The sequence below is a fragment of the Solibacillus sp. FSL R5-0691 genome, assembly GCF_037974225.1.
Taxonomy (GTDB): Bacteria; Bacillota; Bacilli; order Bacillales_A; family Planococcaceae; genus Solibacillus.
The window spans coordinates 609,970-635,236 of sequence record NZ_CP150231.1 but is presented as its reverse complement, the minus strand read 5'-3'; the positions used below and the strand labels follow the sequence as shown (position 1 = coordinate 635,236).

12 protein-coding genes are annotated in these 25,267 nt (G+C 37.3%); 3 read left to right on the top strand and 9 right to left on the bottom strand.

The genetic code is table 11. The features are described from left to right. Window positions 1–95 precede the first annotated feature (95 nt). The 8 genes from MKY51_RS03065 to MKY51_RS03030 form a co-directional block, all read right to left on the bottom strand. The gene (locus tag MKY51_RS03065; protein ID WP_339175227.1) at window positions 96–1,157 is read right to left on the bottom strand and encodes an S-layer homology domain-containing protein; all 1,062 of its coding nucleotides are present in this window, start codon (window positions 1,155–1,157) and stop codon (window positions 96–98) included. A 253-nt stretch (window positions 1,158–1,410) separates the two neighbouring features. Then, on the bottom strand, window positions 1,411–5,451 hold the full coding sequence (locus MKY51_RS03060; RefSeq protein WP_339175226.1) for a hypothetical protein: 4,041 nt from the start codon (window positions 5,449–5,451) through the stop codon (window positions 1,411–1,413). 165 nt (window positions 5,452–5,616) lie between these two features. Continuing rightward, the gene (locus MKY51_RS03055; protein ID WP_339175224.1) at window positions 5,617–8,184 is read right to left on the bottom strand and encodes an S-layer homology domain-containing protein; all 2,568 of its coding nucleotides are present in this window, start codon (window positions 8,182–8,184) and stop codon (window positions 5,617–5,619) included. A 414-nt stretch (window positions 8,185–8,598) separates the two neighbouring features. Next, entirely contained in the window at window positions 8,599–9,258 is a 660-nt protein-coding gene (locus tag MKY51_RS03050) for an S-layer homology domain-containing protein (RefSeq protein ID WP_339175223.1), read from the bottom strand. A gap of 477 nt (window positions 9,259–9,735) precedes the next feature. After that, window positions 9,736–12,651, bottom strand: a complete 2,916-nt coding sequence (locus MKY51_RS03045; protein ID WP_339175221.1) for an S-layer homology domain-containing protein — start codon at window positions 12,649–12,651, stop codon at window positions 9,736–9,738. A gap of 176 nt (window positions 12,652–12,827) precedes the next feature. Further along, complete coding sequence (locus tag MKY51_RS03040; protein ID WP_339175220.1) at window positions 12,828–15,605, bottom strand: S-layer homology domain-containing protein; 2,778 nt, start codon at window positions 15,603–15,605, stop codon at window positions 12,828–12,830. Window positions 15,606–15,635: 30 nt separating this feature from the next. Then, on the bottom strand, window positions 15,636–15,884 hold the full coding sequence (locus MKY51_RS03035) for a hypothetical protein (protein ID WP_339175218.1): 249 nt from the start codon (window positions 15,882–15,884) through the stop codon (window positions 15,636–15,638). A gap of 167 nt (window positions 15,885–16,051) precedes the next feature. Further along, on the bottom strand, window positions 16,052–19,006 hold the full coding sequence (locus MKY51_RS03030; protein ID WP_339175216.1) for an S-layer homology domain-containing protein: 2,955 nt from the start codon (window positions 19,004–19,006) through the stop codon (window positions 16,052–16,054). 845 nt (window positions 19,007–19,851) lie between these two features. Between MKY51_RS03030 and MKY51_RS03025 the strand changes: the two genes are divergently transcribed. From MKY51_RS03025 to MKY51_RS03015, 3 genes are all read left to right on the top strand, one after another. Then, window positions 19,852–20,532, top strand: coding sequence for an amino acid transporter (locus MKY51_RS03025; RefSeq protein WP_339175214.1), 681 nt, complete (start codon window positions 19,852–19,854; stop codon window positions 20,530–20,532). Next, window positions 20,532–21,962, top strand: coding sequence for an HlyD family secretion protein (locus tag MKY51_RS03020; RefSeq protein ID WP_339175212.1), 1,431 nt, complete (start codon window positions 20,532–20,534; stop codon window positions 21,960–21,962). The genes MKY51_RS03025 and MKY51_RS03020 overlap by 1 nt, the downstream gene beginning before the upstream one ends. Window positions 21,963–22,105: 143 nt before the next feature. Next, window positions 22,106–23,578, top strand: coding sequence for an S-layer homology domain-containing protein (locus MKY51_RS03015; RefSeq protein WP_339175210.1), 1,473 nt, complete (start codon window positions 22,106–22,108; stop codon window positions 23,576–23,578). A gap of 50 nt (window positions 23,579–23,628) precedes the next feature. Here MKY51_RS03015 and MKY51_RS03010 read toward each other — a convergent pair whose 3' ends face one another. After that, window positions 23,629–25,074: a sensor domain-containing diguanylate cyclase gene (locus MKY51_RS03010; RefSeq protein ID WP_339175208.1), complete on the bottom strand. Its 1,446-nt coding sequence runs from the start codon at window positions 25,072–25,074 to the stop codon at window positions 23,629–23,631. Between the last annotated feature and the right edge of the window lie 193 nt (window positions 25,075–25,267).

Below are 25,267 nucleotides of genomic sequence, written 5' to 3'. Positions count from 1 at the left end.
TTTACGCGGAGATTTGGTGTTTTTTGTAGAATTTTTATATTATCGAAACAATACTTGTAACATTACTGTAATGTAAGGTACTAGTATTTGCCAATTTATTTACTAGAAAAGTGTTGAACTACATAATATTTTCCATTTTTCGACTTCTCAATACCGATGCCCATATGTGTATATACGGCTTTTAAAATATTATCGCGATGTTTCGGTGAAGCCATCCAAGCTTTAACCGTAGTTTCCGGTGACTCGAAGTTTCGGGCTAAATTTTCTCCATAACTTGTATATTCATAATCAAATAACGTCGCCAAGTCCCAAGGGTTGCCATAAAACGGTGAATTATGTTCGAAGTAATTGCGTTTTAGCATATCCTTCACTTTAATGATAGCAATCTGAGTTAACTTCTTGTCTTGTTGAAGTGGTGAAAGTCCTTTAGCAGCCCGTTCCTTGTTTACAAGCTCCAATATTTTTTTCTCCCACTGTATATGATGATTTACTGTATCAATATAATCCTTTTGTAAAAAATCGTATACTATATCCAAATTTTTAACCTTATCCTTGAACTCCATTCCGCGCATTGTAAGTGCTGCTACATGTGCACGGGTAACAAATTCATTCGGTTCAAAAGTTTTCGCTGTCTTTCCTTTTACAATTTCAACATCCGCAAGTGATTCAATATAGTCTTTTGCCCAATAGTTTTTTGGCAAATCCTTAAAGGATGTCTTATTTTTCTGATCTACTTCAACCGCATAGGCAAGAGCGATCATTTTTGAAATATGTGCACGCTTTAAAGGGGCTTCAGGATGAAACTCACTAGCGTTTTGAATTATCCCCAATTCTGCCAGTATACTAATCTCTTTATAATAACGGTGATCTGTAGGCACATCTGTAAAATCCGGTACAAAATCAGTCGTTAGTCGTACGCCCATCGTTCTAGCGATAATACTAGCCGCTTCAGCACGAGTCGTCATACTGTTTGGTTTGAATGTACCATCTGTATAGCCTTCCATATATCCTTTTTCAACTAGCTCATATATTACGGGTGCTGCCCAATACGTACTTTTCACATCGGTGAAAGTTGGAGACGTTTTTGCATATGCCTCTGAAGATGGTGCATGTAATAAACACGCAATGATGGACCCCATAATTAAAACTCGTTTCATCAAACCCCCCCTATCAGTCCATTTCTATTATTATACAATGGAATCATTACTTTTCTTTGAACATAAATCTTGGCAACTAACTTAAAAGCCACGAAATAGAATTTTCATACCAAATTCGATAGAAATCATTCGCATCTTCTATAAATACACGGTTTTCTTTAATCTAAGTTTACACTAAAAAATACCCCAAAAGGCAGATTTTCCATTCTACCTTTTGGGGTACAGTAATTAAATTATCGTATTTTCAATAAAATTACAACCCTAATTCAAAAATAGCGGCCTGCAGTTTATTGTAATTTTTCACTAAAGATTTTTGTTCGATTGTCAGGCGATCATAAGCTGTTTTCGCAGATTTCGCTCTTGAAGCATATGTTCTTAAAGTTGAATCAAGATCTTCTATTTGCTTCACGACACGCTCCGCTGCCTTTAAATCTTTTTCGGCTTGCTGAAGTACAGAATAGTTCAGTACTTGGCGCTTGGAACCGGAAGGAAGTGCTTTATACGCTGCTACTGCATTTGTTACATCTGTTTCAAAGCTGCTTGATGAAGCATTTAATGATGCAATTATCGACGTCACCTTTTGGACTTCCGTCATATCGAGTACAGCCTGCTGTAATTTGAAATAGTTAGTAACTTTTAATTTTTCAACTTCCGACAACTTATCATAAGCCAGCTTAGCTGCTTCCATATTCCCCTGATAGTACTTGTCGTTTGGTTTTAAACTATCAATCAATGTATAAACATGAATTACACTCGATAAATTCGAGTATTGATCCATATTTGTCACGTACTCTTTTTGTTTGTCATCCAATTTTTTCAAAGCATTATTGACTGTATTAAATTGACGGCTCAAATCATTTTTGGGATTGCTTAAGCCATCAATTGCTTTAATTGCCGCTTCAATCGGCTTTATATACTTTTCTTGCTCTTTTAGTTCAGATTCGAGTGTCACACCTTTTTTGTTTGCTGAGCTTAATGATTTATAGGCTTCGCGCGCCTCTTTAATTTTAGCGATAAATTCATTTGCCGGTGCTGCATTTAATGCGCGAATCATCGCATCTACTTTTGCGCCGCCCTCCACATTCAGTTCGTGTTCCTGCAATGTCTTTAGGTTCGACACTTGTGCAGCTAATTCAGACGGCAGTGTATTATACAATGCTCTTGCTGCTGCTGTCTCTTCCACAAACGTTTTGCTCGATGGCTTAATTGAATTGATTGCATTTACTACATTATAAATTGTTGAAAGATCTCCTAATAACTTATCGCTGTTAACGAGTAATGCACGTTCAGACATCGTCAGCTTTTCATATGCTTTCTCAGCTGATTTATATTTTGAAATAAATGTACGTGCGTTCGACGGATCCAATGCCAATATATCACTATCCAACTTTAAAACCGGTTTTACACCGCGCTCGCGTGTTGTTAAATCTTTATAGTTCGTTACTAAACGCTGATCTGATTTTTCCAGACTGTCATAGCTATTTCGCGCATCGATCAGTTTTTGGATATAATTCTCCGTCATAGGAACAGCTGCATCAATAAGTGCAATTACTTGCTTGGCATCGGAAACACCTTGTTCTGCAGCTGCAAGTTTCGTAACATTGTGCACGAGTTCTTGCTCCGTATCAGTCAACGCTGCATATTCCTCACGAATTGCCATAACGTCGGCTTCGTATGTTTTGGAACCGACACGCAGTTTTTCGATACGATTAATTAAATCGGCCACACTTAAAATATTGCCCAACTTCGCATCATAATTATAAACATCTTGCTTTTGCTTCTCCGTTAACCGGTCATACGCTTTTTGAGCTGCAGCAACTTTTGAAGGATAGTTGCGATCTGTATGAACTGGCAGTTTTTCAATAAGGTCGATTACTTTCAATGATGCTTTATAGTCCCGTTCAAGATCTGTTAAAACTTTCGAGTTCCCGACATTGCGTTTTGTGGAAGAATCCAACTTTTTGTAAGCTGCCGATACTTCCGCCAAATCGGTAATAAATGCTTCACCGGATTTCGTTTGCAGTGCATCGATTCGGCTTTCCATTGAAAAGGATTCCGAAACAATCATTTCAAAGTCCGTTAATTTTTTTCCGTATTCGGTAAAGAGCCTTAATTGGATATTTTCTATATCTGTAATTGGTTCTGCAGGAGCCGTATAGTTCTTTAATATATTTTCAAAATCAGTTTGTAGAGTTGAAAGGCTAACTTTGAACTCAGCTGCCGTTGGACGGAGTGCATCAATTTTCAGCATCAGCTTTGCAAACGGCAACAGCTCGACTAGTTTCTCTCTATTATAAACAAGTCCTTGCATAGGCTCTGCCAATTTATTAAAAGTAGTTTCGGCTGCAGTCGTTTTGCGCGTAAAATCTTTTGCCATTACATCGATTTTGCTGATTGCCTGAATTGTATTTAATACTGCCTTATTCTCCTTTTCGAGCTCTGTTAATACTTTAATATTTTTTACTAATCGCTTGCCGTTAGCAGATAAGGAATTATATTTTTCACGGGCTGCATCGATTTGCTGTAAATCAACTACATCAGCTTTTTGGAATAGAAGAATGTCAGCATCCAATTTTGCCGCGATAGATTGTTCCTCTTTTTGTAATCGCAAATAAGATATTAAAAATTGATGAAGTTTCTCTACATTTGCGGCTTCATCTAAAGGAATCGCTTCATTGAATGAATCCCATTCGTTTAACTTATTTTCCGCTAATATTAAATCTTCTGTATAAGTAGTACTCGTGAAATTCAAATTCACTACTTGGTCGGCAATTTTAGTTAACGGGATTAACGCTTCAAGACGAGCACGATTTGTGACAAGCCCCTGCTGATTATCCTCAATTTTAGTAAACGAAGATTCTGCTGTACGTACCTTTGTAATAAATGAAGTAACAGTTGAGCGCTTTTTCGTGTCCGTCAGTTTATCATCACCCAGATTTGTAAATACATCTGTTTTAATCGCATCGATTTGTTTATTGATTGTTGTAGCCGTTGCCGTTGATTTTTCCCATGACGTAAGTAGATCCAATAATTCTTTTAAAACATATTTGCGCTCGGTTGCTGATAATGTATTGTACGCTGCTCTTGCGTCTGCAACGATTGCATTTTTCCCTTCAAAATTTCCTGAATCAATTTTTACTATTTCGATTTCAACCTTTTGTGCCTTTTCAATAGCTTCTTGCATCACGAGCAATTTATCATAGTTCACTACAAGGCGTATATCCAATGGATCGAGGTCATTATATAGTTTCGCTACGTTTTCAGCCTCTTCACGGAACTCCTCAGTATTTACTGGTAACTTAGAAATTCTCGTAATTTCATTTACTACGTTTAATACATTTTCATATGGTTTCAACTCATCAGCGTTTGCTACCAGTTTTTTTTGAACTTCTGTTAAGTGTCCATATTCTTTAACAAGTGCATTTACTTTTGAATTAAATGTCGTAGCGGTTGGCGGGTTTTCAACTAAATCTTTAATTTTATCTTCAATCGTTTGGGCCTTTTTAATATCCGCTTCTGCATTTTTTATATATTGTTCAATTCCTGTATTATTTTCTGCCAATTGAATTTTCAATACATTTTTAAATGCAAGATCTGTTATCTCATTAAATGCAGTACGGGCATCAACTACCGCGTTAATAAAGCTTTCCTTATTAATTAACTCCTGAGCCGTTAATGTTGTGACTGGACTAATGTAACTTTCAATAAATTGCTCAATTGCTGTCGTTTGATCTTCAAAAGATTGCAGCTGACTTAAAGATGCCCCTGTAACATATTTATTAATGAAATCCGCTTGACCATTTTCATCGTAATACAGTAACGTTTCCAAAAAAGTATCTGCATTAGCGCCTACAGCATTGCTTAAATCATTGCTGGCATTCTCCAGAATTACATTTAAATTTTCAAGTGCTTCCAGAGCGGCCTTTCTGTCTGCAACTAAGCTTTTGTTTGTATTCGTTAACTTAGAAATTAAAGTTTTCACTTGTGCTGCATTTTGCTTTAGTTGCGAATATCTTTCTAAATACGTCAATTTTGCATTTATCAGTGGCATAATATCCGCAAATGTCTCGTCATCTTTATATGTATTGTAAATATCTCTTTCCTGAATTAATATCGCACTTGTTGATTCTTCATTGGCAGCTTTAAAACTATTCAATAATCCCTCAGCAGTAACTGAAGCTGCGACATTATACGGAGTCTGTGTTTCGCTCGCTTCTGCATCTCCAGCTTGCGCGACGATTGCCGGAGTAATTAAAAGCCCCGCCATTAAACCAACCTTCAAGTTTTTCTTCATTGTTTTTATCCCTTCCTTCATGGATAGTGCTTCAAAATCGTTCATAATTCTAAGTTAATTATCGGCATATTTTCACAGGTTGTTAGTAATTCTAGTATTCTCAATATGTTTGAGAACAAAAAAACTGCCTAAAAAGTTTTTACACTTTCTAGACAGCGTTGTTCATTATAATGCGTCTGTATATAATTTGCCTGCCGGTAAATACTCGGACATGCCGATTTCTTCCAGACCATTTTTAATTTTGTATGTGTGACCTAAACGGTTTTTCGATAAATAATTCGCTTTTGAAATCAGCATCTCTTCAAATACCGGTAATTGTGATGGATCTACATCTTTCCAGTTTTTATATGAGTTAATCAAGTCTTCAAGCGTTAAGTGCTGATAATCATCACCGGCAAATTCACCTTTTGGATTTACGCGGTACCAGATATCTCCGTTTGAACGGATCCACTTATTCTTCTCAATTTGTAATGCACGGCTAATTGATTTTGCCGCTTCTAAATATTTAGGATCCTGGAATTCTTTATATGCCAACAACAGTACATTCATGCCACCAAGTACATGGTTCATCGATGCGTGTGTTGTCACCTGCTGATTCACAGGGAAGTAATCCGAAATATAATAAGCGTCTTTTGCAACATCAATTACATGCCCTGCCTGTTTACGCGATGCTAAAAGATCTGCATAATTACGTAACGGTTCTTTATAATTCGGCATATTAAACTCTGCACCGGAATTATAGTAGAATAACGCAATTTGCTCATTGAAGCGCGTATCGATAAACGGTGCTGTAATGCCAAACAGGTTTTTCAAATACGTACTCGTTACTTCAGTCTTCCAGTAAGTCGCATCGCCTTTGAACTTATTCAAGTTAATGAACGAGTTTTTCACTAAGTTAGCAAAATAACGGTCGCCCTGTTCCTTGAATAAAACAAGTGCGCGGTCTTCTTTAACCAACAATAGATTACGCCCGAAACCTTGGTAAGATTTCGGCATTGGCTCTGTCGTTGTCGCCATTTTATTGTATGGACCTTCAGCTGTGTACCAGTTATTTCGTTTTTTATAGTTAAGCGCTGTTTCAAGCATCCAGCCATTCATATTCTCATCAGTTTTAAATAAACGCTCATTTGAATCCATATACCAAGTATCAACAATGTCGTTCCCGTTAGAAACGAGTGTATAGTAGCTGAATAAATCTTCGCCAAGCCATGCTTGTGAATATGCTTCGTACTCAGATTCCAAATCACGCATATAACTTGTACCGCCAGTATCTTTATAGCTTTGAGTTAATTGTTTTGAACGATATGCCTGTCCGACCATACGATCTGTTGCCAGTTTTTCATTCTCCATAATGCGCAATAATCCTGTCGGGTATGATGATGAGTCATAGCCAAATACATCGGCTGAATTTTTTTCGATCGGGAAACGATCATAACGGTATAGACGGTAATTCGTTACATTCGATGCTTTCTGGAATAGATCCACAGTCAGCTTTGATTTCCCTTTGTTTGTTAATGTTGTAAATACAAAATCATCGCCGTTTTCCAATGCACGCACCGTTACTTTTACTGTTGCGCCTTGATTTCCGACTGCATAATTATAAACAGTATCTTTTGCCACACCGAAAGTTTCAGTTGTTGTGCCTTTAAATACAATTGTTGCTGTTGAACGAAGATATAGCGGGTTTGCATCAGAAGTTACTTGTGCAAAGTTCATTTCTTCACGATTGTTTTTAAAATTACTGGATACTTCCGCTGCTTGTACTTTATATTCGCTTTTCGCAATTTGATTTGTCGCGACAAGGGCACGGTGAAGCATTACCGAGAACGTCACACGGTTAACCGTTGCTTTCGGGTCAAAAGTGCCGTCTTCACGCCCAGTTGTAATTCCGTGCTGCGCTAAAATTTTAACATTTTCGCGGTGTGACTCACTGATTTTATTCCAGTCTTTAAATGTCAGTTCTTTACCTGTGTCTTTCAAATCAAATGCACGCACTAAAGTCGTTGCCATTTGTTCACGTGTTAACGCATCCGCTACACCGAAACGTCCGTCTGGTTTACCACCAAAAATACCAGCTTCATATGTAGAAAACACACCTTGTAAAAAGCTTGATTTCGTACTTACATCTGAAAATTTGTTCTGATATTTACCATCCGGAAGCTTTAATGCACCTTTAAACAGGTTTGCTGCCTGACCACGGTTAATGTTAAGGTTTGGACGGAACTGTGCATCCGGATAACCACCGATTACGCCCATTTCCACAAGCTGCATTACTTCATTTTTTGCCCAAAAACTATCCGGTACATCTGCAAGTTTCTGCTTAACCGTTAACTTCTCGCCTGATAGCGGCTGATTAGCGGGTTGTTCTGATACTTCATTTTGTTCTGCATCAGTTGCAGGCTGTTCGATATTTGCCGGAGAATCTTGCTCTACTGATTCTTCGTTTTCCGGAGATGTTTCTGTCTGTGGTTCTTCTGGCTGAGCAGGTGTTGTTGTCTGTTCATCATTTTTGTCGGCAGAAGTAGATTCCGCTTCCTGTTCATTTGTAACCGTTTCCTCTTGAACTACCGGATTATTACCGGGATCCGTAGTTTGAGTCGTAGTAGTGGTTGTATCTTGTACTGTTGGATTTTCAGCTTCAACTGTGCCTTGTACATTTGCATACGTTGCGGTTGGTAGCGCTGTGGATATAAATAATAGCGAGGCTAACAGTGCTGATCTTATTTTCAACATTCGACAGATTCCCTCCTTTTATTTCAATAACGTATAAATTATACCGAATATCGCCATATATTTCACTGCAATGTACAACTTTTAATAGAATAGTAATATTCAAATTAAGTGTAGCACGCCACTTGTCGTGAAGCGATGGTAATTCTCGCTTCCTTTAGTAGGTATTTCTTTATTAAAATTTTGATATTCTCGTCTGTGGAAATGCGATTCTACTTTTGCACTTTATAGTTCTACATTTCGAAAAAAAGGTTCTACTTTTAGGTGAGGATTTTCTACATATTCACACTGAATTTCTACTTTCAGGCACAAAATTTCTAATTCTTTCGATAAATATTCTACTTTTTCTATCCCACTTACCTCTTTATCTCAAAAGAAAACACTTGAGCCCTATAAAAGACTCAAGTGCACAAAAAGCTATTCTACTCCAATTACGATAAAGTCATCTGAAGTTGCTTCGATCGCATTATATAAAAATGTTGCTAGCTGGGCACGCGTTAATTTCATATTCGGGCTGAATGTAGTAGCTGTCGTACCTTTCGTAATCCCGTAATCTACTAATGTTTGGATATATTTCTTTGTTGCAGTATCCGTTAACTTATTAACATCGGTAAATTTCGTTTTTGCAGTAGTAGATTGCTCCAACTCAAAGCCGATCGTTAACATCTTCGCCAACTGAGAGCGTGTCAATGTTGCGTTCGGACGGAATTCATCACCATAGCCGTTCACAACACCTGCTTTATTTAATGCTGCGATAGCCTTGTAATATTTGCTTGATGTTGGAACATCTTTAAAACCTGGATTGGGCGCAGTACTATTTTGCAGGTTTAATGCATTTGCTAAATATAATGCCGCATCCCCACGTGTTGCCGATTTACCCGGCTCGTAAGTTTTGCTCGTTACACCTGTAATTATCCCTTCATTATATAAAGTAATGATTGCGTTTGCATGGGAATTTGTTTCTTTTACATCGGTAAACGGATTTGTAGCTGCCTGTACTGAATGGCTACTTCCTATAACACTTGAAATAATGACAAATGCTGCAATAAGAATTGTGCCATAGAAATATTTATTCATTTATTTCAATCCTTCCTCTTAAACTGGTTAGTATAATTATACAATAGTTTATCTTTTTATGTAGATGATTACTTACAGAGGGCCTCTCTTTAAATTTACGTCATTTTATTAGAAAGAATTTTGATTATATTAGATGATTTATACACTTTATTAGTACTTCCATTACTTATATTAGAAATTTGATATATTTGCAATGAAATTCAACGACATCTAAGCCATAATAAGGCTAATTAAGTCGCTCTATAAACTTTATTAGAACAGTTAGCATCTATATTAGAAGTTCCGACTCACTTATTTGAACTTTCAACAGAGATATTTGAAGATGAAGCATACTTATTAGAAGAAAGTAACTTTTTATTAGAAAATGGACAACTTATTAGAACTTTTTCATGTTTATTAGAAAATTAGCTTCTCTTATTAGAAAACTAAAAAAGGCATACACGCAACACCACATGTATGCCCTACCCAATTCCAAAATTAGTTTGTTGTTAATGTTGGTGATAAAGTGAACGGATGAACAACTGCATTCCCTGCTTCATCAACTACATCTTCAATTCCTGCACCTGCTGTAATCGTAACAGATGTATTTACCGTTTGATTCGCTGCTAAAGTAACCGTTACTTTATTGCCTGTTGTTGATTTTGCTACTGATGTAATGCCTACCGTTGTACCTGCAGCATTTACAATTACAAATGAATCTGTATCAAGGCCGGTTACATTCTCGCTAAAAGTAAATTCGATTTGGTTAGCAGATTTAAATTCAGCGGAGTTTAAGACCGGACGAATATTTTCCTTCAAATTGACTTCAGTCGTTATGTTTGGCTGAGCCGCAACCGAATCTTTCGCTTTCACATTTCTAATTGTTAATTCACGTGGGCCAGTTGTTGTTGTTTCATTCGGCGCCAATGTCAGAATAACTGTATCTAATGCATCACTTGGAACTTGAGCATTCGTAATTCTGGCATTTGGGATCGAGTAATTGCTAGCAACAGATGCTGAAGGTGCATCCAATACATGATTGAACTTCAATCGCACTTGATTGTTCGTTAGTGTTGAATCCGCCACTGAAGTAGTAACAGTTGGCGCAGTCAGTACATTTTCATTATTAGAGTAATCCGATGTACGTTGGAAAGTGACTGCTTTATTTGCTGTATTTACACCATATGCACTATCCACTTCTATGAATGATAACGTCACATTGTACGTTGCATTATCAGCGTCCCCAGTACCTAGTAAATCATCCAGTTTCACGCGGACTACAGTACGATTGCTGTTTTCACGATATTCTAACGCCGTTGCGGTACCATTAAATGTATGTGTAACGCCACCTTTAACATAGTTACCAGAAGCAGTAACACGAGAAGCATTCACTAAATCTACTGGTTTGTTGAGCGTAATATTTAAATACTCGAAATTCCCTTCACGTGTTACAGAAGTTGATGTCACTTCAGGTGCAACTGTATCTATTGTGAATGAATGTGTCGTCATGAATGTATTCGTTTCCCCTGAAATATCGGTAATTGTTTTACCTGCTGCTGTACCAATATTATAGACACCTGTTAAATCATTTGTAGCAGTAATGATAAATGAACGGTCATCGCCCGGAACTGCATCAATTGCCGTAATTGCATTTGCCGAATTACCTAAACGTAACTCCAGATCACCGATTGCCGGTTTTTGAATTCGTTCAGAGAATGTCAGTCTGAATGTTTTCGGACCAGTTTGTGAAATACTTGTTAACGTTGGTTTTACTCCATCAGCCCCACCCATCGCAAAGCTTGTCGTTAACGGGTTTGGTGTACTGAAATTTCCTGCAATATCGCGCAGTCCTGCAAAGGTTGCAGTAACTGCAGTATTTGCCGCTAATGGTTGACCATTTACCATCGCATTTGATAAATCAAAGTCTGCATAAGTAGCACCCGCTGCAATTTCACCGGTAATGCCAGTTACATTCGTGCCATTTGCTAGTCTGAATGTAATACTGCTGTTACTAAATGCACGTAAAGGTTCAGAAAATGTAACGCGAACTGTTTTCGCATCTCGGTTCACTGTACTGATTAATGTCGGTGCCACAGTATCTGTACCGAAATTGACTACATCATCATATGGAGTAACTGTTGTTCCCGCTGCATTCTTCACATTATTTACTTTTACAAGATAGCGTCCTGATAAAGCTGCAGCCCCGTTTGTAGAGATTGTCAAAGTACGGCCATCTTCGCTTAACTGTCCTCTTGAAAGTGTGACGCCATTATTGTCCACACCCGAAACTGTCACATAGTTTGCCAATTGTGCAGATGTTAAACTCGCAGGCAAGTCTACTCTTTGATTGAATTTCACTTCAATTTGTCCCGCATTAAGCGCTTTCACAGATGCGACTTTCACTTCCGTTACGACATACGTTACTTTTGCTGAATAATCTTTACCGTCAATTTTAAATTCAACTGTTGTTTCCTCATTTTCAGGAAGATTATTCTCTAAAGTAACTTCATGCTCGGAGTTGTCGCTTAATGTAACTTTCAATTTATTTGCCGCAGTAGCTTCGGCTGTTTTGACTGTTAATGCAACATTATATGTGACAGAAGTTGAATACTCTTTACCGTTAATCGTAAACTTAACAGGCGTTTCCTTCCCGGCTTCCAAAGGTGTATCCAATTTCACCGTATGTTCCGTATTGTCCGTAAGCGTGACTTTCAACGTCGATGCATCAACAACTTCAATCGCTTTTAACCCTTCGCCCGGCACTGATATTTGAAGCATTTTATACAGGAATGAAGAGAACTGACCGCGTGTTGTGTTCCCTTTCGGATTGAAGTTAGGAACGCCCGTTACATTATAGTAATCTAAAACTCTAATCGCAGACCGCGCTTCAGCCTTTGCTCTATTATAATCGATGACATCCTCATTGAAATTCTGATTCAAAACATGTCCAAGGAAGTCAAAGTTTTTAATATTTGTATAAGCGCGCACTAAAACAACCGCCATATTTTCACGTGTAATCGGGTCTGCAGGTAACAGGTTTCCGTTACTTCCGTTAAATACACCGTTGTCTTTTACTAGTGCCGCATATTGCAGTAGTTCGTCCTGTGAAGTGCTGCGCAAGTCTGAAAAGCGCATATTTGTTTTATAATCTGAAGGTATTTTATAACCTTGAGATACTAAGTATTTCCCTAATAATTTTACAACATCCGATCGCGTCAATGTACGATTAGGTTTAAATGTGCCATCCGGATATCCTGAAATGATACCTTGGCTAACGAGTGATTCAATTGCCAATTCGTGAGTATTTCCCGCTGTATCCGAAAAACTTGCCGCACTTGCTGCCGGAACAATTGCTGATGCTACCAATGTTGCAGTAGCCGCCGTCGTCAAAAACTTCTTGTACTTTTTCTGCATCTTTATTAACCTCCTAGTTTGTAAAACAATTAAATATGTTGCTCATTTCCAAACTTGCCTACAACCTATGCAATTCCACGAATTATTTGAATATAAACATAATTTGGTTAAAATGACTAAAAAGTATTATAAATATAAAAAAGAGCATATCTATCGAAATAGATATGCTCCAGATATTAGTAATTTATATTCGTAGGAACAGTAAATTGAATCGGTGATAATACTAGTTTATTATTTGCATAATCACTAACTGTTGAAGTAGCTGTTTGTGTTATAGTAACAACTTGGTTTGATTTCAACGGCTGCGCTAACCGGATCGCCACTTGTTCATTCGTAGTTGTATAAATTTGTGAAATCGGCACAGCTAAATCACCAACTTTTACTTCAAACGAATGATTCAATGCATTTTTAACCGCTTCATTAAACGAAAGGGTAATCGTATCCGTACCAGTAATATTGTGATACATATATTGCGGTGAGATATTTTCGTTTAAAAAGACCAGTTCTGTTTTAGGTTCCATCGTTACAATTGAATTTAATGCACGTAAATTGCTGATCGTTAAATTCGTACCCCGTGATTGGGCAATGTCTTCCTTAATCGTTAAATATACTTTGTAAGGTTCATTGTGTCTAACAACTGCTTGCTGTATTGTCAAACCGTCCAATGTATAGTTTTGCAGGTTTGATGCTGTAATACCGTCCACATTTGTAGAGAATGTAACAACAATTGTTTTATTATCAATAACAGTACCCTGTCTAGCATTATACGAAGTTTCCACACTTAATACAGATAACTTCTCTTCATTTTGTGCAATATCAGAACCGCGTGTAAAGTTTACTTGATAAGCCGGATTCACCGCTTGTCCGTACTCACTCGTCACTCCTGTAAATGTAGCACCGACTGAATATGTGTATCCTGCAGTAGTGCCCCCAGTCATACCAGAACTAGATAAACTACTTAGAAGAACGCGGATCGTTTTGTCGTTCGTTGTTGATTTTACGACTTGTCCGACCAAATTATTCGCTAACGGATAAGTATATCCGTTTAAAATATAACTACCCGCCAGCGTCACCTGTGCAAACGCCGCTGCTTCTACATTTCGGTCAAACGTAAACTCCAAATACTCGATTCCTTTATCTTTTACAACATTTGTACTCACAACAGATGGAATTGTCGTATCCGCTACAAAATTGTACGCTGTTGAAAATACATTCACTTCTCCGGAAACATCGGTAATATAACGCCCAGGCGTCGTCGATATTGTAGTATAGCCATTTAACGAACCGCTCGTCGTAACAATATAAGAATTGGCATCGTCTTTATCTTTCACAATACTCGTAATTCCCGGTGAATAAGTATTTTGGGCAATCGTAATATCTGCCGGTGCAATTGTTCGAATTTCCTCAGAGAATGTTAACTTGAACTTTTTCGCGCCAAGTTGGGTAACATTCGTTAATGTTGGTACAACCCCATCCTTATTCCCTTTTGTAATATATGTCGTTAATGGGTTTGGCGAAGAAAGATTATTTGAAATATCGATGATTGTTCCAAAAGTAACGGCTATTGCTGTACCTGGTGCTAAAAGTTGTCCTTTTGCTGTAGCTGCTGATAGGTCGTAAATAACTTCTGTCGCATTTTTTTCAATCGTCCCTTGAACTCCTGAAACAACCGAACCATCTGCAAGTTTAAATTGAGTTACCCCAATCGGATTTGTAATTGGTTCTGTAAATATCACTTTTACTTTAGTAGCTGATACATTTTCTACTTTCAAAACTCCCGGCGATGTTTTATCAGGAACGAATGTCGTGATATCATCGTATTTAACAAGCTTTTTTGATGTTGCCGATTCAATGCCGTCAACTACGACACGGTAGCGTCCTTCAAGCCCGGCTGTAGCATTGATTGTCACCGTCAATGTTCGTTTATCTTCACTTAACTGCCCTTTTGACAACTGTACTTGTCCAAGACGATCAACACCTGTAACCGCAACCAATTTATTAATTGCCGCTGTATTTAGTTCTGCCCCCAGCTTTACAGGCTGATTGAATGTAATTGCAACCTGCCCGCCGTTTGGGTTGGTAATAGAAGAAATTTTCAAATCCGGTACTTCAAATTTCACTTTTGTTGTAAACGTTTGTTCGTTAACATCAAAAGTAACTTCAGTTTCCACATTTTCGACTAACGGTGTTTTTAATGTCACAATATACGCTTTATCATCCGAAAGCGTAACACGCAGTTTATCAGCTGCTTGAACTTCCACTTTTTTTACTGTTAAAACCGGCTTTTCCGGTTCAGGCTTAGGTACTTCAATTTGCAGCATATTATAAAGGAATGTTGCAAATTGACCACGCTTAGTCGGATCTTTAGGATTGAAAGTTTTTTGCTTTGTCACCGCATAGTAAGCCAGTGTTTCAATAGATTCCTGATGCTCCTTAGTCGTTCTGTTCAAATCACTAATATTTGATTTATAATCCGTTTCTTTCATTGTTTCCACATAATCGAAATCATTGATAACTTTAAATGCGCGCATTAAAACAGTCGCCATCTGATCGCGACGCAACTGGTCACGGTGCATAAGTGCCCCGTTACTTCCTTGGAAAACCCCGACATCTTTTACTAATGCCGCGTACTGCAACAACTCATCCTGAGATTTCGCCGTTAAATCTGTAAAACGCATTTCCGTTTTATAATCTTTCGGAACTTCATGACCTAATGAAACTAAATATTTTCCTAACAGCTTTACAACATCTGAACGCGTCAAATTTTGATTCGGCTTAAACGTGCCATCCGGATACCCCCCGATAATGCCTTGTTCTGATAAGATTGTAATTGCATTTTCATGACCGCTTCCTTTTATATCAGAAAATGATGCGGCGCTAGCTACCGGAACAACTGCCGTTGCTGCTAGAACAGCTGCTGTTGCAGATGCTAGAAATTTAGTATGAACTTTCATATGTAACTCCCCCAATTTAAGATGATAGTTTTATATATGTAATAACTTTATTTGATTATGACAAACTTCTGCTATAACCAAAGGAGAGCTATCTGAATAAACCGTTAGATCATTATCAATTAAAGCAAATTCTTCAACAAGCACTTCTTCATATTTCCAATTTCTAAACATCGGCAATACCTCTTTACACTGAATTTCCAGGACATTCATCTTCGACTGAAAATACCCTTGCACTTCCAGCAAACACCCATTCACTTTTAACTGGTTAAAAAAATGCATGTTCATCCCTCCATAGGGAATATTGTATAGAATATTATGGTAATTTACAAATTTTCTGGCAATAAAAAAAGTGATTGCATGAACCTTTTGGGGTTATGCAATCACTTAAATTAAAAACCCCCTTAAACCTCTCTTAAAAGAGGTTTAAGGGAAAAATCATTCAAAAATTATTTTGTTACTGTTACTTTCTTAGCAACAACTTTGTTAGTTGCAGCAGAAGCGTCTGTGATAGCGATAGCTACGTTATCTTCACCTTCTGGAAGGATTTCGATAGTTGTAGCTTGAGCGATGTTTAAAGCAGAACCTAAAGTTACGATTACTTCTTTACCGCTTACTACTAATTTCTTTACTTGAATTTTATTACCAGCAACATCAACTACTAAGTCGTTTACTGCTGAAGCAATAGTAGCTTCATCTGATTTAATTGCAACATTTTCAGAGAATGTTAATTTGATTTGGTCAGTTGTAACATCAGTTTTAGCAGTTAATTCAAATTCAGCAGATTCTAATGTTGGAGCAACATTATCTTGTAATTTTAAGTAAGTTGAAGCATTTTCAGCTTTATCTAGCTTAGTTACCGAATCATCAGCAACTACATATTCTCCAGCTTTAGTTGTTAAAGTTTTTACTACTTCAAATTTATAGTCAGCATCAGCAACTACAGTGAAAGTAGATGGTAAGCGTAATTCTAAAGCTGTTTTATCAGTATTAGTGAATACAGCTTTAGTACCTGCAGGTAAAGCTGCATTATCTAATTTGTAGTTAGCTAATTCTAATGCAGAATCAGTCATTTTTTCTGGGAAAGTTACTTTAATAACATTACCAGTAGCAACTTCGATTGCATTTGGTACTAATTCTACAAATGTATCAACAGATTTAGAAGATACAGCTGTTTGGAACTTAGCGTTACCTAATCCTTGTACATCTTTAACAGCATCAGTATCAAATACCAATGTATAAGCACCTTGCTCTAAAGTAGCACCAGCAACAGTGATTTCTAATGCACTTGTGTCACCTTTAATACCTTTAACTGCTTTCACAGTCGTTGGTAATTCAACACCTGCTGGAGTGATCACTTTTACTTTAGAATTAGTAGTTTCTTTAATATCTTCAGTCATTTCAACTGCAAACACTAAGTTACCTTCAGAAGCAGTTACTGTATTTACTGAAGTAGTTAATAACGCTGGAGCATCAGCATCTAAAGATAAAGTTACAGTTTTAGTTGTAGCTTCACCTAATAAATTAGCATTATCAGTATAACCTTTGAATTCTACATTTAATGCTACAGATTTCTCTTTGTCAGCATATAATGTGTTAGTGCCATTAACTGGATCAACAGTTACTAAGTAAGTATTTACTTTTCCATCTACCGCTTTAATAGAATCTACTTTGAACTCAGTATTACCTTTAGTTACTTTAGTAGTACCTAATGATTTAACAGCTTCTGAGAACTTCACTTCGAATGAAGTAGCAGATACAGCTTTTACTGATTCTACTGAAGGAGCTACTGTGTCGTTAGAAACAGTATAAGTACCAGTTAAAGTAGTTGACTCATTTCCAGCTAAGTCCTTAAGACCTACGATAGTTACATTGTGAGTACCTAATTTAGCTAAGTCAGCACCAACACTGATTGTGTAAGTGTAGTCACCAGCTACAGTTGTAGCAGCTACTTTTGAAACAGGAACGCTTACGCCATCAACACGTACTACAGCACCTTGGATAGCTACAGGTTCAGAGAACGTTGCAGTGATGTTGTTACCACCAGCATACTCTAATGATTTAAGAGTTGCAGCAGTTGTATCAGCTTTAACAGATACTGTACCTTCGAACTCTACTAATTTATTGAATTTAGCAGCAATAATGTTTTTAGCAACTACTTCATAAGTAGTGTCATCAACTAATGCATCAGCTGCAAAACGTGCGATTACAGTTTTACCGTCTTCTTGTAATTCAATAGATTCAGGCTTAACAGGACCTTGTTTTGAAGGAGATTTCGCTGTGAATGTGTAATTAGCTACATTTTCAGCACCAGCTTCTAATACTTCTTGGTTGAATACGAATTGTAATTCAGTTTCGTTGATTGCTTTAACATCTTCTAAAAGTAAATCTTCAACAACATAAGTTACAGTTGCTTTATATTCAATTTTATCGATAGTGAAAGTTACTTCAGTAGCTTTGTTTGGCTCTAAAGCTTTTGTTAATTTCACAGCGTGTTTAGTACCATCAGTTAAAGTTACGTTTAAGTTTAAAGCGTCAACTACTTCAGCAGTTTTAACAGCTAAAACAAATGTTACTTTAGCAGAGTACTCTTTTCCATCAATTGTGAAAGTTACTTCTGTTTCTTTGTTAGCTTCTAAAGCTGTTTCTAATTTTACTGTGTGTTTAGTATCGTTAGATAAAGTTACTTCTACAGTGTTAGCGTCTACAGCTACTGCTTCTTTAACTGTTAATTCAGCAGCTTCAGTGTTGATTGTTTTGTTTAAGAATGTTGCAAATTGAGCACGAGTTACAGAGTTTTTAGGCATGAAGTTTTCAACGCCTGAAATACCTAAGTTACGTAATGCTTGGATAGCTTCACGAGCTTCAGATTTAGCTGTGTTTAAGTCAGCAACTGTAATGTCTTCGATTTCAGCAGCAACTTCTACTAATGTAGTATCGTTGATTGCTTTGAAAGCGCGGTCTAATACAAGAGCCATGTTTTCGCGAGTGATTTTGCCACCAGCGTTTAATGCACCGTTAGAACCAGCGAAAACGCCAGTGTCGAATACTAATGCAGCATATTTTACTAATTCTTGGTCTTTAGCGTCTGCAGCTAAGTCAGTGAAACGAGCTTTAGTTGCATAGTCAGCTGGGATTTCGAAACCTTGAGCTTCTACCCATTTACCTAACATTTTAACAACTTGACCACGAGTTAATTCTTGGTTTGGTTTGAAAGTGCCATCTGGATATCCTCCGATGATGCCAGCTTCAGCTAATGCGTTAATATTAACCGCATGTGAGTTTGTGTCTGCTACGTCAGAAAAGCCAGCAGCAGAAGCTACAGGAACGATTGCAGATGCTACAAGAGTAGCTGTAGCAGCAGCTGCTACGAATTTAGTATATTTCTTAGGTTGGTTAGCCATAGAATGATTTCCTCCAATAAAAACATTTTTTTATCATTTCAATAAATGTTGTCTCGTATATTACGATAACAATTACAAGTATATAAGTAAGGTATTTTTCTGTCAATGTTATTTTAGGAAATATAAAGTAAACTCCCTAATACTAGTAATACCAATGTTTCTATTGTCAGAACTTTAAATAATATTATTTGGTAATAATTAATTGACATGGTAATAATTAGTTTATAAATATAATTTTTATGTTTTCTGAATTATATAAAATGGTATAAAAATGGTACTTTTATGACTTCCTTAAAAGTATATTATTGGGAAATATAGCATCGGAGTTCCAGTATATTTAAGATTCTTTGAACTGTCACAACACTAAAAAGCCGTCTCCAATATCGGAGACAGCTTCACTTTCTTCTATAATAATGCTCTCCCGTCCGGGCAATACCGGCAAAGGTATCTAAGTCTGCATAGCTTTTTTCAACAATCTCCTTTCTTCTTCCATAAAAATATCCGAGCAGTCGGTCCATCAAAGGATGTCAGCCCTAGTCGTGTTCAAACTAAAATATTTCGAGAAGTAATTTGATTTAGTTTTTCCTTGTTAAATTCATAGCCTACTAACCCCTTAAGACTATTTCAAAATGTAATATGCCTATATTTCCCATCCGATTTAACTAAAAGTCACACTTCTCTCTCGCTTAACCTAGACTATTCCTCATAATTTACATACTTTTTACACTTAATTTGCGATAAGGTTTATAATAAAATTATATTTTCTATTACACTGTTAATATATGTGTTATTTACTCTAAATAAGGGTAATAAGAATATGTTAATAAAAATATTGAGGTGAATTTATGTTCGAGTACAAGTTTTGGCATCATCTTTCAAACCCATCGCAACTCATACATAATATTGAACGTAGCGAAGATCAAAGACTTATAGGGTATCGGAAAGTTTTGCTGGCTATTTTTGGTTTTACACTACTGTTCTTTATCGTCCGTAACTTCTGGGGGATGAATACAACGGATTTAACTGCATTGCTTGTAAATGGTGAAGGGGATTTATATAGTTTCGCCAGATTGATGTCATTAATCGGCGCGATTCTGGCAGGAATTTTATTTTTTATCATTCATTATTATGTCATTACATATTTGATTCATTTATTGACAAATATCGATTATGGCTGGATTCGAAAAATACAGCTATATGTGATCTTTTTCATTGTCCTTGAAAAACTGCTGACGGTAATAATTTTTGCAATAGCAGGATATTCTACACAGTTCACGATGTTTTCACTGGCACCTATGATGGCGTACGTCTATTATCATGACTATTTATTGTTCTTCCTGAACCAATTGACGGTCGCATCGATCATTGCGGTATGGATTCAATACATATTTTTATCGAATTGGACAGATCGGCCGAAAGCGTTGCTGTTTAAGTTAATACTTGTTCAAATCGTATTGGCATCGCTTGTTGCGTTATATAGCATTCTTCCTGTTTTAACTTGGATCGAAGGGTGGCTTGGTCTGTAATGCGTATGACGAAAAGAGTAAAGATTTTTAGTGCTGTTGCCTTAGTTTTTGTTTTGGTGAATGGTTATTTACTATTAAAAGACAACGATATTATTATGAAAAACTACTATATTAATAATGTGCAGTTTGCCGTAGCGGATTATCATGAAAAGATATTGGAAACCGATGCAGTGGTGGCAGCCAAGCAGGAGCATTTCATCGCAGCCCCTGTACAATCGATCAGCGAAGTTCTTGTTACACAAGGACAAAGTGTCAGCGTCTTAACGGAGCTGGCCATTTATAAACCTGAAGAGGCTGAACGTGAAATTACACGTCTTGAGACGGACCGTGATGCTTATGAAAACGAGCTATCGGAATTGGAAAGAATCGTTTCGGATTTACAGTACGAAAGCAGTAATTCCTCACCGAGTACTGCGACCGATTCAACAACACTTGGCGACAACGAAAACTGGAACATTAATTTAACACTGGAGCTTGGTATTGAACAAAATACACCAACAGCTGAAGGTATTGCCATTATTCAACGATCCATTGCGGAAACAGAGCGTCAAATCAGCATTTTGGACAGTATGATTTCCCAGTTAAATAACAATAATTCTTTAACTACACCGGTGGACGGAATTGTTAAGGATATTGTTCTTGAAGGCGATTCGATTATTTTCCAAATTCAATCACTTGAAAAGAAATTCGTTGCCTATGTAGAACATGAAGACTGGAAGGAAATCGAAATCGGTCAAAAGGCTTCGGTTCTATTGAATGAAGGCAAAGAGGACGAACTGGTCATTGATGGAGATGTACTGGAAAAACAGCAAATACCAGCACGTGATTCCATTGCGTTCAATGAAATGAAAAAGAACGATAAAGTAAAGCCGGACGATACGGTTTATGAAGTTAGTATCGAACCAATTGATCAATTAACAGAAACACCGATTGGTATACTTGCAGATGCGTCAATTACGACGTTTGAAGCAAATGACAGCTTCCAAGTAAATGAAGATTGGCTTGTAAAATATGAACAAGACAATTCTGTAAACCTTATTTATACAGTCGGGGAAGATGGGAAAACTAGATTAGAACCAGTTGACCTACTGTTCAAGCATAAAGCTGAAATTAGACAAGAAGAGTTCATGTACGGCGAACCGATTGAGGAAACTATTGAAGAGGAAGCACTTGAAGATACTGTAGTCACTGAACCGCGCATCCGAACAGTTGAGCTGGAAGATTCCAAAAAAGAGGATGCTGCTAAGAAGGACGAGGATTTAGAGGATACGGCAGTATTTACAGCACCAATCGCACCACAGCAAATATTCATAGACGGTGATGAAAAAAATCTGTTCGCCCCTACATTCCGACCATATCCATTACGGACGTTCGAATGGACTTATGTTGATGCGACATGGAAAGATGCTTTATGGTATTTAATTAAATAAAATATAAAACGGCGGGAACATGCTCTACTTCCCGCCGTTTTATTATATATACATACTCCGTGTTTTAGTGCTTTTCCATATGGGTAAAGACAAAAAAATAATAGTTACGGAAAATAGAATTATATAAAAAGGAGTCGTGATGAATGAAAAAAAGAATAACAAAAAGTTTCATAGCTTCTACTTTGTTTGCTTCCGCATTGTTTGTGGCGGGTGATGACGTCTTTGCAAAAAAGACTTTTTACGATGTTGAAAACAGCAGCAACTCCCATACAGAAGCCATCCACTATTTAAATAACTTAAATGTGTATGATTATAAATCCGGCAATCAATTTAATTTCAGCAAACCTGTATCACGTGCAGAGGCATCGAAAATTCTCCAAAAAGTTCTTTCAAGCGATTCGGCCCTTGCCATTCCAAAAGAACGTTCTTACGACGGGAAGTTTAAAGATGTAACGAGTTCGACTCCTTTTGCACAAGAGATTACTTGGGCATATGAATCAGGTATTTTCGATGGAGATGAATACGGCAATTTCAATCCGGATCAGCCAGTAAAACGCTCACATCTATCAAAAATATTAGTAGAAAGCCTGAAATTAAACGGCGGTACGACGGTTAACTTTAAAGACGTGTCAAAATCGAGCTGGTACTATGACTATGTAAACATTTTAGCAAGCCATGGTATTACGACCGGCAATGAAAACAATCAGTTTTTACCGAATAACAATGTGACAAGTGCACAAATGGCCACATTCCTGTATCGGGCACTCAGTTATAAAACGACAGGTGAAGTAATCAGCGAGCCAACTCCTCCACCTGCCGAAAAACCGGATGCAACTGCAACATACAATAGTGAATATGACTTTGCATGGAAGCAAACAGGCAAAAATCTGGACTTTGAATTAGAAGGTGTCGACAACGAAAAGATAGTTGCACGATACATGACTAAACAAGGAAAAAGTTTCTTCGCTGCACAAGACCTGCAAATTGGAAATAATAATGCAAGCGATGTAAAGGCGAAGTACGGCACGAAAAATGCAAATGTGCGTCGTGGTAATGTAATCTATAATACGCCTTCTTCCAACGAATATAATTTCTATTTAATAGACGACTATTATGTGACATTTTTCTATGACATTCATAAAAAGAATGTTATTCGCTCAATCCTTTATGTTCATAAAGACTATGAAATAAATAAAGATGGCTATTACGGTGATATATCGGATACGCAAAAGCATTCCGAACAATTGATGGTCGAGCTGATGAATCAGGCACGCGCTGCAGAAGGTGTTGCTCCACTTACACATTCACCGCAATGGGCAGCAATTGCACGTAAACATAGTAAAGATATGATCGATAACAACTATTTCTCTCATACAGGTCTTACTGGTACAACACCATATGACCGCATGATCAGCGGTGGGATGAGTAAATCCGACCTTAGTACTTGGGGAGAAAATATTTCGTACGGTCACTACAATGTGATTTATGCCCATGAAGGCTTTATGAACAGTAAAGGGCACCGGGACAATTTATTACAGCCTGCCTATAAAAATGCCATTGTAGGCTTGGAGTACAGCAGCAAAAAGAGTCCTTACTTTACGATTAATTTCTATTAAACTAATAAATCCAGTCCTTCCTAATTATAAGGAGAGACTGGATTTTTAAGTTATGCATTTGCTACTTCCACACGGTTCCGCCCGTTCTTTTTCGCTTCATATAGTGCTGCGTCCGCTTTTTCCAATATGATTTTTGGCTGATCCCCATGCAGCGGATAATTTGCAATTCCGGCTGAGAATGTAATGACTTTCCCCGTTGGACTAATAATTCGGGAAATTTCTTCGCGGAAAGCTTCTAACCGGTTATATGCATTACCTACCGTCTCTTCGGATAGCAGGAGTATAAATTCCTCCCCGCCATAACGGCAAGCTACATCTTCCTTACCAACAACTTCTTTTAATTTAATGGCTATAAATTGCAATACTTCGTCGCCTATCATGTGACCATAGGAATCATTGACTTTCTTAAAGTAATCTACATCTAAAATGACTAATGTATATGGTTTTTGCTGTTCGGTCCATAAGTGAATGATTTTATCGAAAGTTCGGCGATTTAACAGCTTTGTTAACGGATCTGTCGAGGATTCCTTTTTAAGTGTATTTACTTGTCCATGTAAAATTGAAAAACTTTGAATAAGGGCTTCGCGGATTTTAAATACTTCAAAATACCATGCACGGATGTCTTTGAGCTTGTTCATTTCCTGCTCCTGAGCACTGTTCCCTGCTATTTCCGCCATACTTTGAAGTGGTCTTACGATACGTGTTGCAAGTACAAAGACAAAAATAATGGAGAGGACAATAAAAGGCAAACCTCGTGTAAAAACATCCGATACTTGTTTTCCAACGCCATTTATTGCTTCATCATATGGTGTTTGCACGACAATTCCCCAACGTGTTCTTTCCGTGGTGCTATACCCTGCAAGCATTGGCTGATCAAGTGAATTAACAATCTCCTTTGCTCCGCTCTTTTCCTCCAGCAAATCTTTTACGACTTCATTTTGTGAAGCATTTTCCCCTAGCCGTGTTTTATCCGGGTGGTAAATAATTTTTCCATTTGTATCGACAACATATACATAAGAACCATTTTCATATGGGTGTCGACCTAAAATCATTGCAAAAACATCTGACTCATGCAAATAAATCGTTCCGTTCAAAACCCCTTTAAAGATGCCCTCGTTATCATAGACGGGCATGGAAAGCAGTATGATTTCACGTCCGGTCGGGGACATATAAGGATTGGTAATATATGCAGTACGGTTCTTTAACACTTCCAGCCCTTCTTTTGATGTTACTTTACTGCCTGCCAGACCAAGATCTTGCGGTGCGTTGACTAGAATGTTCGCATCCGCATCTACAACAACGACAGAACTGAATGTGTTTTCCTGTGAATAAAGTCGGTTAACCTCTCGTTGCAAGTTTTCCATATTATTAAAGTCTTCACCAATTTCCGCCGCACTATAACGCATAACCCGTTTAGTATCGCCGATAAATTGGTCAATAGTTTCAGATAATTTCAAAGCATAGACCCGGTTATTTTCCAATGCCTGTTGTTCCATAAATTTTACGTTCCCTTGATAGCTACTGTATGTACTTACTATGACAGAGAGAAAAAAGGCAAGGGATATCACTGCGACTATTAAGTATTTTAATTTCATTATTTTTTTAAAAGAGGTCATTCAATTCTCCTAAAGAATAAATATTTATTAACTTGAAACATTGTCCACTTTGATAAAAAATTATACCTAAGCA